General features: G+C 57.7%; 10 protein-coding genes and 1 tRNA gene. 7 read left to right on the top strand and 4 right to left on the bottom strand.

Going from position 1 to position 13,150, the window contains the following annotated elements; genetic code table 11:
* Positions 1-74 precede the first annotated feature (74 nt).
* Together VGK23_10925 and VGK23_10920 are read left to right on the top strand one after the other, a co-directional pair.
* On the top strand, positions 75-611 hold the full coding sequence (locus tag VGK23_10925; GenBank protein HEY3421052.1) for an adenylate kinase family protein: 537 nt from the start codon (positions 75-77) through the stop codon (positions 609-611).
* Positions 612-628: 17 nt separating this feature from the next.
* The gene (locus VGK23_10920) at positions 629-1,243 is read left to right on the top strand and encodes a CDP-alcohol phosphatidyltransferase family protein (protein HEY3421051.1); all 615 of its coding nucleotides are present in this window, start codon (positions 629-631) and stop codon (positions 1,241-1,243) included.
* Here the strand turns inward: VGK23_10920 and VGK23_10915 are convergent, their stop codons facing one another.
* The 4 genes from VGK23_10915 to VGK23_10900 all read right to left on the bottom strand — a co-directional run bounded on the left by VGK23_10915 (position 1,244) and on the right by VGK23_10900 (position 4,548).
* Positions 1,244-2,317, bottom strand: a complete 1,074-nt coding sequence (locus VGK23_10915; protein ID HEY3421050.1) for a DNA primase large subunit PriL — start codon at positions 2,315-2,317, stop codon at positions 1,244-1,246.
* Positions 2,318-2,383: 66 nt separating this feature from the next.
* Positions 2,384-4,018 (bottom strand): radical SAM protein, encoded by a 1,635-nt coding sequence (locus tag VGK23_10910; GenBank protein ID HEY3421049.1) that lies wholly within the window; start codon positions 4,016-4,018, stop codon positions 2,384-2,386.
* A gap of 84 nt (positions 4,019-4,102) precedes the next feature.
* Positions 4,103-4,369 carry an elongation factor 1-beta gene (locus VGK23_10905; protein HEY3421048.1) on the bottom strand — a complete coding sequence of 89 codons (267 nt, stop codon included), beginning with the start codon at positions 4,367-4,369 and terminating at the stop codon, positions 4,103-4,105.
* An 11-nt stretch (positions 4,370-4,380) separates the two neighbouring features.
* Entirely contained in the window at positions 4,381-4,548 is a 168-nt protein-coding gene (locus VGK23_10900; GenBank protein HEY3421047.1) for a zinc finger domain-containing protein, read from the bottom strand.
* 244 nt (positions 4,549-4,792) lie between these two features.
* Between VGK23_10900 and VGK23_10895 the strand changes: the two genes are divergently transcribed.
* The 5 genes from VGK23_10895 (at position 4,793) to rpoA2 (ending at position 13,145) form a co-directional block, all read left to right on the top strand.
* Positions 4,793-4,925, top strand: a tRNA-Lys gene (locus tag VGK23_10895).
* Positions 4,926-5,057: 132 nt separating this feature from the next.
* The gene (locus VGK23_10890; GenBank protein HEY3421046.1) at positions 5,058-5,321 is read left to right on the top strand and encodes a DNA-directed RNA polymerase subunit H; all 264 of its coding nucleotides are present in this window, start codon (positions 5,058-5,060) and stop codon (positions 5,319-5,321) included.
* A gap of 5 nt (positions 5,322-5,326) precedes the next feature.
* On the top strand, positions 5,327-8,917 hold the full coding sequence (locus VGK23_10885) for a DNA-directed RNA polymerase subunit B (protein HEY3421045.1): 3,591 nt from the start codon (positions 5,327-5,329) through the stop codon (positions 8,915-8,917).
* Positions 8,914-11,691: a DNA-directed RNA polymerase subunit A' gene (locus tag VGK23_10880; protein HEY3421044.1), complete on the top strand. Its 2,778-nt coding sequence runs from the start codon at positions 8,914-8,916 to the stop codon at positions 11,689-11,691. The genes VGK23_10885 and VGK23_10880 overlap by 4 nt, the downstream gene beginning before the upstream one ends.
* Positions 11,691-13,145: a DNA-directed RNA polymerase subunit A'' gene (gene rpoA2, locus VGK23_10875; GenBank protein HEY3421043.1), complete on the top strand. Its 1,455-nt coding sequence runs from the start codon at positions 11,691-11,693 to the stop codon at positions 13,143-13,145. The genes VGK23_10880 and rpoA2 overlap by 1 nt, the downstream gene beginning before the upstream one ends.
* The last annotated feature ends 5 nt before the right edge of the window (positions 13,146-13,150 follow it).

Genomic DNA, 13,150 nt, shown 5'->3' with positions numbered 1-13,150 from the left:
CACGGGAAAAACGACGTCGGGACGGAGCGAACCTCCGTCCCGCATGATATCCGCTTTTTAATGTGTACCGCGTTATGACGTTTGTGAAATTGGCTCTCACAGGCACTCCAGGTACGGGCAAGTCCACAGTCGCTAAGATATTGGCATCCAGAGGGTTAAAGATCATTGAACTTGGAGACCTAGCCAAAGAAAAGAAATTGTTGGAAAGGTTCGACAGAAAGGGCGGCACCTATGAGGTGGATGTCAAGAAGCTTGACCTGGCGGCTGGAGAGATAGGTGCAACCGGGACGACCATACTGGTCGGGCATCTGTCACATCTCATCGCTTCGGACCTCATCATCATCCTCCGATGCCGTCCATCGGTGCTGGCCGAGCGGCTGAGGTCCCGCGGCTATCCGGAGCGGAAGGTGGCGGAGAACGCAGAGGCGGAGGCTCTGGACGTTATCCTGGTCGAGTCCGTGGAGACAGGCCGAGAGGTCTATGAGATCGATACCACCATTATTTCTCCGGAAGAGACAGCGGATGCCATCATGAAAATACTGGCCGGAGAAAAGGAGAAGTACGCCATCGGAAATATCGACTGGAGCGAGGAGGCATTGGACTGGTCCTAGATTCTAAGCGCGGCAAGGTGGAGTTCATTCTTACCCCGATGGCGAAATCACTGACCAGGTTCTCCCCCAATGCCATTTCCGGGATGTCGCTGGTGATCGCGTTATTCGCGGCACTTGCCACATTTTACAGCCCCGAGAACTGGCAGATACTGCTGCCGTTGGTCTCCATTCTGGTCCTGGTCTCCGGTCTCCTCGATGCGCTTGACGGTAAGGTCGCCCGACTCACCGGCAAGACCTCGAAGCGCGGTGATTTCCTTGATCACGTTCTCGACCGTTATGCCGACGTACTGATGATCGGCGCGGTGGCGGTCAGCGCCTGGTGCAACCCCTACCTTGGCATGGCAGCGATCATCGGCGTCCTGCTCACCAGTTATATGGGCACGCAGGCCCAGGCGGTCGGGGCGGGTAGGATGTATTCCGGACTCCTGGGCCGGGCCGATCGGATCGTCCTCTCCTTCGTCATACCCTTGGTGCAATTTGTGATCATGTCCGTGAACGGATATGGATGGCTGACGTTCGGTTCGATACACCTGTCCGCGTTCGAGATGATGATGCTATGGTTCGCGGTGGTCGGGAACCTGACCGCGGTCCAGCGTGCATGGGGCACGTGGAAGGAGCTCAAGGGCAAATGATCATTTCTTTGGCTTCTCTTCCTTTGACTTTTCCGCCGGTTTCGCCTGGGTTCCGCTCCGTTTCATCTCAATGGTCTTGACCCGGTAGTAATTGAGCGGGTGCCTGATCTTGCCGGACCTGCACAGCGCGTCCTGGTCTACGCAGATGCCGTTGGTCCTCATTGTAGAACACTCTGGACAGGAGTATTTCTTGCCCATCCCGTCCCCGGTGATGTGTCTGACCTGGTATTCGGTCATCTTGTTGTCGAAGTCGGGAGAGGTGTAGAACGTCCTGATTATCTGGTCGGTCGGCATTCCGATGTAGTTCAAGAATGTGACCATGGCGAAACGCCCGGCATGGGGCATGTTCTTGCCCGCCTGTGCCTGAGAAACGAGCGCTTTCATGCAGGGGGGGAAGTTCACAATCCGAACCTCCCCGAACTCGTTTCCCTTGTACTTACTGCGTATCTCCTCGACCTGGGCCGAGACCTCTCCTACCTCTTCCTGGAACGCATCAATGATCGCCTCGGTGACCGGTAGCGGCAGCTCGTGCTCGATCTTCTCATCCAGTGCCTGCTCCAGTACCCTGGCGAACTTGACCTTGGGCAGGGAGATGTAGCCCTTCTTGACCTCCTGGTTCACCAGTTTCCATTCCTTGCCGCGGATGCCCGAGGTGTACTTCAGGAAATCGCAGAAATGCATCGAAGGCAGTTCACCGTCCAATTGCGAAGAGACCCCCAGGTCGGATGCCACCTCCATCTGCAGGTACACATCCTCGGTGGAAAGTCGGTCAGCCAAGGTCTTGGCCTCGCCCATGGCATAACGCCTGATCAGAAAATCATCGCCCACACTGGAGACGATCATCCTCGCAACCGGATATGAGAGGAGCTCGGCCAGGATATCCTCCTCCGTACCGGTGGAGTTGGTCTGGATCTTCGTGTCGTTCAACGCTTCCAGCACCCTTTTCCGGCCTCTTCTCCTCGCCTCGGGGAACGAATTCTGGCTCATCAGGTCTGCTAGCGAAACCCCCTTGTTCCTGACGATCTCGGAAGCGCCCTTTATGAAAGGGTAACGAGCCAAGGACTTTTCATCCATTCAATTATTGTGAGCGGCAACCCGATATTTATGGGCATTCCGTTGCTTTTCGGGATGCCGGCGGGATCACGTCGAAAAATCCAGCATGTCCGCCAGGGTCTGTCCTACGGCATGGTCGTCCATCGCCGCGATGAATTCTTCCTTGGACCGGTAAGGGCGGTGGACAAGGATGTTGGCGGCGCGCTTCTTGCCGACGGAGGGGAGCGACGCTATCGCCGCCAGGGAGCACCGATTGATCTTGAGCGGATGCTCCACGGCGGTCAAGCTCCGATAACCGTGACCGGTCACGACCGCGTCAACGAACTTACCCAGTTCAATGGGGTAGGAAAAGCCGACCAATAGCGGATATGTTCCGATCTGGCGGCCGAAAGTGGTCTTCCCCTCATGCATCTCGGTGTACACCCTGCGAAGAACCGTGCCCAGGGGCGCGATCCTTTCCAGCATCGGTCTGTCGATGTTCTCGCGGACCTTTTCCTTGAACTTCAGGAAATCCGAGTGTGAGACCCCTTCGTCGAACGAGCGCCTGATACCGATCACCTGCCTGATGTTTATCCGTCGAAGCAGGAGGCCCTTCTCCAGTACCATGCTCAGAAAATCGAAGTTCAGCTGCAAGGTCTTCTTGGTCTCTCCGTCCAGGCCTATAATGAAGTTCAAGCCGGGCAACACCGCCGGAAGACCCGTGGGTCCGCGCTCCCTGCCAGCGCGGTTGATAAGTTCGATCGCCTCCATCACCTGTCCAGCGGAGGCGTTCAGGTTGTTGGCAGTGACCACCGCCGGGTCCGCGCTCTCCATGCCCAACGCAAGGACATTACCGCTCGTGCAGTGACGCACGATGCTCCGGAGGATCTGTTCCGATTCGACCGGGTGAGCGGCTATGACCGCCGGGTTCGCGTTGTCCAGGTGGAGCAGGTCCACACCGAGCGAGGCCACTCCGGAAAGCAATTCCTCTATCGCCTCCGGGTCCGGCCGCGGGGTCTCCGTCCCATCGAGGTGGGCGTGATACGATATGAAACAGGTCTGCGCCCCCAGGCGGAAATTACGCACCCCCAGATCATGCAATTTTCTGCATTCGGCTATGATATCCTTCGGTTCCCGACAGACCGGAATGCCCTTGAGCGGTTCGACGCAGAAGGAGCATCCTCCGCTCTTGTATCTCACACACCCTCTATAAGTTTCGATCTCCGCCACCAGTGGCTGGGGGAAGTCCCGATGTTTTGTGACGATGTCCGCCCCGATCATCAGCCATCGGTTCCATTCTTCGACCGTTCTCCATCGGTTGGATGGGCCCTCGCCCTTGAGGTAATCGAAAAGGCAGCTCGCAGGGTCGCGTTTGGCGATGATCTCGAACAGACCGGCACTTTCCATGCCTTCCTCCATCGTCAGCGGACCGCCAAGGACCCTGACCCCACCCATCAGGGGAAGGAATCTCTCGATCTCTCTTCTCGAAGCTGGGGACGCCCTGATGTACCTACCAGGAACAGCACTGCCAGTAAGGAAGATCACCACGTCGGCCTTTTCCGGATGCCAGCCCTGACGCAGATCATCGATGGTGTGGTAGCTTGCCTCCGCCCCCGCGTCCCTGGCCGCACCATAGGTCGCTCTTACCAACGGGTGAATATAGGGTGGCACGCCAAGCGATCCCGGTTCATCGATGTATCCATCGATCACTGCGACAAGCGTCATGGTCGGGAGGTGCTCCAAAACAGGGAAATGGGCCCCTCTGCATGCGCAGACGGGTCTCCTGAGTTTATTACAGTATTGTTCAAAGTCATTTATGGGTCAGCCTCAGATGAGGCCGACCTCCACCGTCTCAACGTTCTGGATACCTTCCACTGAGCGGTAGGTTTCTTCTAGCTTCTCGATCAAGCCTCCAGAGTCTAGCATGATCGTGGTTACCTCGAGCATGCTCAACCCAAAGGCGAGCGGCTTGACCTCGGACCGGACGACCTTAACCCCTTCTGGGACGATGGTCGGAAGTTTCTTCGATAGTCCTTCAAGGTCGAAGTCGGTAGAGTCTGGCATTAGGTGATGAACGGCGGCGACCTGTCCCATGTGAAACACCCTTAAGGTCCGGTGAACCCACACTTGTCACACTTATACTTTACACTCTGGTCGCGGCAGTTGGAGCATCTCCCGATCTCGGTGACACCACACTGGGGGCACTTGAAGAAGGTGATACCCTTTCCGGTCAATCTCTTGCCGCATGAGCTGCAGACTTTCTCATTCTCCATAGCAATCGCTCGTGCGAGATTAGACTTCTTGTATAAATATATAGGTGGGATTCCAAAGATAGCAATTAATCATTCTATGACATCGCAAACAAATAAGTTCTCATCTAGACTATCGATAATGATAGCATATCGACACTTGACATGTCGGAAACCTAGGTTAGCTTTTGGTTTTCCTTGGGTTGAAGAGAAAGATTAAATAACGGCACCGGATTCTCTCGGCTCTGCACGCCGGCATACCTACCAAGGGCCTGTAGCTCAGCTAGGTAGGACGTATGGCAACATGCGTCCCTAGAAAGAGCAGCTGGCTTTTAACCAGCTGGCCAAGGGTTCGAATCATAGACGGTAACTCCGTCATGTCGAAAATCCCTTCAGGCCCGCTTGCGTAGGCAAAGAAACGACATGGGAGATCGAAAAGTGAACATCCGTTTCGAGAGATTCCGATGCATTTTTATAAGGCCGCTACTTAGTATGAAAGAAGGTCCGGGCTTAATTTCGTCGAGGTGATAGCTATGGTCGACACTGTACAGTTTAACGTCTTAGAGCACGACCTCGTGCCAGAGCATTATTTGTTATCGGACGAGGAAACCAAGAAGGTACTGGCCTCCTTGAGGATTCAGAAGGACCAGTTGCCGAAGATCCGAAAGGGAGACGCCTGCATCAGGCTTCTGGAGAACCTTGAGGGCCCTATCACCGAGGGAAGAGTGGTCAAGATCGTGCGCCGAAGCGCGACCGCGGAGACCACCGTTGCCTATCGCTTAGTTGTCAGAGGGTGAATTCGTTGCGTGACCTAGTCGAACTCTATTTCAAAGAAAGAAGCATTGTAAATCATCATATCTCCAGCTTTGACGACTTCCTGTCGACGTTGGACAACCCGAACAGCAGGATGCAGAAGATCGTCGACAACCTGCGTGTGTCGGCGGAGGACCTGGACCGAGGGTTCATCAGGCTCGACCCGGACAAGACCGATGGCAGGATCGTGGAGATCCGCGTCGGAAGGAAGCGGGATGAGAAAACTGGGAACATCGACAACCAGTCTCGTCCGACCATACATGTCGGGCTGCCGGTCGTCCGCGAGGCGAACGGTTACGTCCACGACCTCACCCCGATGGAGGCCAGGCTCAGGAACCTGAACTATCTGGCCCCAGTCTATCTGGATTTTACTGTCGTCGAGGACGGCATCGAGAAGGAGCCGGAAAGGGTCCACATCGGTGACCTGCCGGTCATGGTCAAGTCAAAGAAGTGCACCCTCTACAAAGAGAACATGGAGCAGGAGAGGGAGATCAACGACCATGAGTACAGCCAGCGCCTGATGAAGGCCGGCGAGGACCCCATGGACCCCGGTGGATATTTCATAATCGGCGGAACAGAGAGGGTCCTGATCACCCTTGAGGACCTTGCGCCTAACCGTGTCATGGTCGAGTACAACGAGCGCTACGGCACGAAGCTCGAGGTTGCCAAGGTGTTCTCGCAGAGGGAAGGCCACAGGGCGCTGACCCTGGTCGAGAAGAAGCGCGACGGCATGCTGATGGTCACGGTGCCAGCAGCATCTGGACAGATCCCGCTGGTAGCCCTCATGAAGGCATTGGGAATGAAGACGGACGAGGAGATTTTTGAGGCCGTCGCGTCCATGCCCGAGATGCACAACATCGTTTATGCCAACATCGAGGAATGCCAGGACAAGAAGCTGTTCCCGCCAAACGGAATCTTCACCCCGGAAGACGCGAACCTGTACCTGGAGCGCAAGTTCGCCACCGGTCAGGCAAAGGAGTACCGTCTGAAGAAGGTCGAGTCGATCATCGACCGGTCCCTGCTGCCCCACCTGGGCGACACCAAGGACGACCGGATGAAGAAGGCCATCTTCCTCGGCAGGATCGCCAGGTCCGTCCTGGAGCTCTATCTGGAGAAGCGCGGTGAGGACGATAAGGACCACTACGCCAACAAGAGGCTGAAGCTCTCCGGCGACCTGATGGAGGACCTGTTCCGGGTCGCTTTCACCAACCTGATGAAGGACCTGAAGTACCAGCTGGAACGCTCGTACGCCAGGAAGAAGGACCTGAGGATCGCCAGCGCGATCCGCCCGGACCTGCTGACCCATCGGTTGCTGCATGCTCTGGCCACCGGCAACTGGGTGGGCGGAAGGGCAGGTGTATCGCAACTGCTGGACCGCACGTCCAACATGTCCACCGCCTCTCATCTGAGGCGGGTGACATCTTCACTTACCCGGTCCCAGCCTCACTTCGAGGCCCGTGACCTGCACCCGACCCAATGGGGCCGATTGTGCCCCAGCGAGACGCCTGAAGGTCAGAACTGCGGACTGGTGAAGAACGCCGCGCTGATCATCGATGTCTCGGAAGGATTCCGCGAGGAGGATGTCGCCTATCTGCTGAAGGACCTCGGAGTCAAGGAGGTCAAGGGACAGAAGAGCGGCACCCGCGTTTACGTCAACGGTGATCTGAAAGGGGTCTCCGAGAAGGCCAAAGAGCTCATCGCCGAGATGCGCCACCGCCGGCGCAGCGGTCTGCTGTCCCATGAGATCAACATCCGTTTCGACCATGAGATGGACGAGGTGATCATCAACTGCGATGAAGGTCGTCTCAGAAGGCCGCTGCTGGTCGTCAACGATGGAAAACTGGCTCTGACCCGCAAGAACATCGAGGACATCCGCGAGGGCAAGAGCAAGTGGTCCGACCTGATACGCGAGGGCGTGCTGGAATGGATCGATGCCGAGGAAGAGGAGGACGCCTTCATTTGCGTCGACCCCTTCGAGGTGCCGGAACGCTGCGACAAGTGCTCCCGAGCGCTGTCCCCGATCGATGTCGACTGGATGAACCCGGGAACGACCGACAAGCAGGCCAATCTGAAGTGCAAGCACTGTAACCAGATCATATCCGGAAAGCTGCTGATGCAGAAGGACCATACTCATATGGAAGTGGACCCGATGGTCATTCTGGGGGTATGCGCCGGACTGGTTCCTTACCCTGAGCACAACTCCTCTCCACGTGTCACAATGGGAGCAGGTATGTCCAAGCAGTCGCTGGGATTGGCTTCCAGCAACTACCGGAAGAGGCCGGATACCCGCGGTCACGTCATGCACTACCCGCAGAAGCCTATGGTGCAGACCAAGACCATGGAGTTCGTCGCGTTCAACGAGAGACCGGCTGGACAGAACTTCGTGGTCGCGATCCTGTCCTACCACGGCTACAACATGGAAGATGCGCTTATCCTGAACCGGGCCAGTGTCGAACGCGGGCTGGGCCGTTCCTCGTTCATGAGGACCTACCGTGCGGAGGAGCGCCGCTACCCTGGAGGCCAGGAAGATCACTTCGAGATCCCGCCACCGGACGTAAGGGGAGCAAGGCAGGACCTTTCATACAGCAACCTGGGAGAGGACGGACTGATCAGCCCGGAGACCTCCGTCACCGGCGGTGACGTGCTGATCGGCAAAACATCACCCCCGAGGTTCCTGGAAGAAGAGACCGACTTCCTCACCCCTCAGAAGAGGCGTGAGACCTCCATCACCTGCCGTGCCGGTGAGACCGGATGGGTCGATTCGGTCATGCTGACGGAATCGGAGAACGGTTCCCGTCTGGTCAAGATCCGGGTCCGTGACGAGAGGATACCCGAGCTGGGTGACAAATTCGCGTCCAGGCACGGGCAGAAGGGAGTCATCGGCCTGATCGCACCGCCAGAGGACCTGCCGTTCACGACCGACGGCATCATCCCCGACCTGGTCATCAACCCGCATGCTATCCCGTCCCGTATGACCGTCGCCCACATCCTGGAGATGGTCGGAGGGAAGGTCGGCTCCATGGAGTCGAGGCTAATCGACGGTACCCCATTCTCCGGTGAGAGGGAAGATGCCATACGAGAGGCTTTGGTGCGCAACGGGTTCAACCACTCCGGCAGGGAGGTCATGTATGATGGTCTCACCGGTCAGATGATCGGAGCGGACGTCTTCATCGGCGTCATCTATTACCAGAAACTGCACCACATGGTGTCAGGTAAGATGCACGTCCGGTCGAGGGGGCCGGTCCAGATATTGACCAGGCAACCTACCGAGGGCCGTTCCAGGCAAGGTGGTCTGAGGTTCGGTGAGATGGAAAGGGATTGTCTCATCGGTCACGGTGCCGCGATGGTCATAAAGGACCGTCTGCTGGACGAGTCCGACGGAACGTTCCAATACGTATGCGGCAACCCGAGCTGCGGCCATATGGCCATGCTCGACCGGCGCGGTTCGCTGCGCTGTCCGGTGTGCGGCAACAACACCAACGTCCACTTGGTCCAGACCTCTTATGCGTTCAAGCTGCTCCTCGATGAGCTGCTGTCGCTTGGGGTCGCCATGCGTCTTCAACTGGAGGACTTGCGATGATGCGAGGGGTTTCAAAGAGGATAGGTTCGATCAAGTTCAGCTGCCTCTCTCCTGACGAGATCAGGAAGATGTCGGCCACAAAGATCATCACCGCCGACACGTACGACGACGACGGCTTCCCCATCGACATGGGTCTGATGGACCCTCATTTGGGCGTCATCGAACCGGGTCTTCGATGCAAGACCTGCGGGCACAAGGTCGACGAATGTCCCGGACACTTCGGCAACATCGACCTGGCCATGCCGGTGGTGCACGTCGGGTTCATGAAGGAGATCAAGAAGCTGCTGCAGTCAACCTGCCGCTCCTGCGGACGCCTGTTGCTCACCGAGGAGCAGGCCAAAGAGTACCGTGAGACGATGGAGCAGGTCGAGGAGCTGGGAGGCGACTCGATGGATGTCCGCCTGGTATCCAAGGACACCGCCAAGGACGCCGCTTCCAGGCAAGTATGCCCGCACTGCGGCGCCGAACAGCTGAAGATCACCCTGGACAAGCCGACCACCTTCCGCGAGGACGGCCACAAGCTGACCCCGAAGGAGGTCCGCGAGCGTCTGGAAAGGATACCGGACGCAGACCTGGTGCCACTGGGCATAGACCCGGCGTCCTGCCGTCCCGAATGGATGGTCCTTACGGCGCTGCCGGTCCCGCCGGTAACGGTACGTCCCTCCATCACCCTGGAGTCCGGTGACCGGTCGGAAGATGACCTTACCCACAAGCTCGTCGATGTGCTGAGGATCAACCAGCGTCTGCGTGAGAACCGTGACGCGGGCGCGCCGCAGCTGATCGTCGAGGACCTATGGGAGCTGTTGCAGTACCATATCACCACCTACTTCGACAACCAGACGTCCGGAATACCGCCCGCAAGGCACCGGTCCGGCCGTCCGTTGAAGACATTGGTCCAGAGATTGAAAGGTAAGGAAGGCAGGTTCCGTTCCAACCTGTCAGGTAAGCGTGTCAACTTCTCCGCCCGTACCGTGATTTCTCCTGACCCCGCATTGTCGATCAATGAGGTCGGGGTACCCACGGAAGCGGCCAGGGAGCTGACGCTGCCGGTCCACGTGACCACGGCGAACCTGGCAATCCTGAAGGATATGGTCAAGCGCGGACCGACGCCCCACACCGAGAACTACATCCCGGGTGTCAACTATGTCATCCGGCCAGACGGAAGAAGGATCAGGGTCACCGACAAGAACGCCGAGACGGTCTCAGAGACGGTCGAGGTCAACTTCGTCATCGAGAGGCACCTGATGGACGGCGATATCGTTCTATTCAACCGGCAACCGTCGCTGCACAGGATGTCGATGATGGCGCACACCGTCCGGGTCATGCCAGGGAAGACCTTCAGGCTGAACCTGTGCGTCTGCCCGCCATACAACGCTGATTTCGACGGGGACGAGATGAACATGCACGTGCTGCAGTCCGAGGAGGCTCGGGCCGAAGCCACCATACTGATGAAGGTGCAGGAGCACATCCTGTCGCCCAGGTTCGGAGGTCCGGTCATCGGTGCCATCCACGACCACATCACCGGAACGTACATGCTCACGCACAACAACCCGCTCTTCAACAAGAGCCAGACCCTGATAATCACCTCCAGGCTGAAGGGGAACGAGCTGCCACCACCGCTCATCAAGGACGGAAAGGAATTCTGGACCGGGAAGATGATCTTCTCCTCCATCCTGCCCAAGGACATGCGGGTGGTGTTCAAGTCCTCCATCTGCGAGAAGTGCACGCAGTGCAAGAAGGACAAGTGCGAGAACGACGCCTACGTAAGGATCAAGGACGGAAAGCTTCTGACCGGAACGATCGACGAGAAGGCCATCGGATCGATGAAAGGTAAGATCCTGGACAAGATCGCTCGCGACTATGGGTCGAACTACTCGCGCGAGTTCCTGGACAGCGTTACCAAGATCGCCATCGGCGCCATCATGGTGAAGGGATTCTCCACTGGCATAGACGACGAGGATATCCCGAAGGAATCCCAGCTACAGATCCAGGACATGCTTCAGAACGCCTCGGACAAGGTCGACCAGCTGGTCACCGCATACCGCAAGGGCGAGCTGGAACAGATGCCTGGACGATCCATGGAGGAGACCCTTGAGGTCGAGGCCATGAAGGAGCTGGGACGGGCAAGAGACGAAGCCGGTCGGATCGCAGGAGACCAGCTCGGTCTGGAGAACGCCGCGGTCCAAATGGCCAAATCCGGAGCAAGAGGTTCCATGCTTAACCTTTCCCAGATGGCCGGCTGCATCGGGCAGCAGGCGGTCAGAGGTGAGAGGCTGTCGAGGGGATATTGGAACAGGACCTTGCCGCACTTCCGACAGGGAGACCTGGGTGCGAAGGCCAAGGGATTCGTCACCAACTCCTACAAGTCCGGGCTGACACCGACCGAGTTCTTCTTCCACTCCATGGGAGGTCGTGAAGGACTGGTCGATACCGCCGTCCGTACCAGCCGGTCAGGTTACATGCAGAGGCGGTTGATCAACGCTCTGGAGGACCTCAAGCTGAAGCAGGACCATACCGTCAGGAACACCGCCGACAGCATCATCCAGTTCGAATACGGCGAGGATGGCATCGACCCGTGCCGCGGCGTCGGCGGGGAAGCGATCGACATCGACGACGTGCTGCTGGAAGTGCTCGGTGACGAAGCCGAACTGCTGCAGCGCATCGAGGACAAGAAGGTCGGCACCTATGGTACCGTCGAGAAGGACCTGATGGAGCTCTCCGAAGAGGAAGAGGAGTCAGAGGAAGTCGAGTTCGAGGGCGGAGGTGAAGAGTAATGGCACGCAAGGACACGATCAACGCGCTCCGTCGCCGCAAGATCGCAGACGACGTCGCCGACAAGATCACCACCAAGTTCGCCTCCATCGGAGAGGTCGAGAACGCCACCAAGGAGGACCTGCTCGCAGCCGGTCTGGCCAAGGATGAGGTTGTCGACGTCCTGGAGAAGCTGAACGCCCAGAAGTCGAAGCGGACCCCGATACGAAAGACCATCCGCAAGGCAGCGGAGCCGGAAGCGACCGCCAAGAAGTTCGACATCAGCATCCCGGACAAGCAGCGCAAGCCGAGCACCTTCGAGAAGCACCTGGATGACACGTGCAAGAAGCTCAACATCAAGCTGTCGAAGAAGGTCATCCATGATCTGGCGGACAGGATCGACGGCATAGGCGTCCCGCAGGCCAAGATCGAGAAGATCCTGAAGCGGGCTGGCGAGCGGTATGGGGACCACATGATGGACCCGAACGAGTCGGCCGGGATATTGGCGGCGCAATCGATCGGTGAACCAGGCACTCAGATGACCATGCGTACCTTCCACTACGCAGGAGTGGCGGAAATCAACGTTACCTTGGGTCTGCCGAGGCTGATCGAGATCGTGGATGCCAGGCGTATCCCTTCGACCCCGATGATGAACATCTACATCGAGCCGAAGTACAGGAACGATGTGGATGAGGTCAGGCGCATCGCCTCCGAGATCGAGACGACCAAGGTCTTGGATATCGCGACCATAGAGCCGGACAGCAACAACATGCGCGTCGTAGTTCGTCCCGACGCTCGGAAGATGGAGAAGAAAGGGCTCACCCTGGAGCTGATCCACGAAAGGCTGAGCAAGATACGCGGTCTGAAGGGCAAGATCGAGATCGTCGATGAAACCATCGTGCTGTCCTCGGAGGAGCCGTCCTTCAAGAAACTGCAGAACATCATCGACGTGGTCAAGGATTCCAAGATCCAAGGGATCGAAGGCATCCACCGCGCCATCATCCGGAAGGAGAAGGCGATGGACGAGTATGTCATCTACACCGAGGGCTCCAATCTCCAGAAGGTTTTGGAGAAGGACCGTGTGGACAAGAAGAGGACCTCGACGAACTCCATCCAGGAGATCTACGAGGTGCTAGGCGTCGAAGCGGCGCGCAACTCGATCATCGACGAAGCGTCCAAGACCCTGGACGAACAGGGTCTGACAGTGGACATAAGGCACATCATGCTGGTCGCGGACCTCATGACCAACGACGGGGATGTGAAGGCGATTGGCCGTCACGGTATCTCCGGCCGGAAGTCTAGCGTCCTGGCCAGAGCAGCGTTCGAAATCACCGCGGCGCACTTGTTGCACGCGGCGTTGACCGGAGAGGTGGATCACCTAGACGGCGTTGCAGAAAACATTATAGTGGGGCAGCCGGTTACTCTCGGCACCGGAGCCGTCAACCTGGTATATGCACCTAATCGTAGGGGGCAGTAAAAATG

It is taken from the genome of Methanomassiliicoccales archaeon, from assembly GCA_036504055.1.
Lineage (GTDB): Archaea > Thermoplasmatota > Thermoplasmata > Methanomassiliicoccales > UBA472 > DASXVU01.
This window is presented reverse-complemented; position numbering and strand designations above follow the sequence as displayed.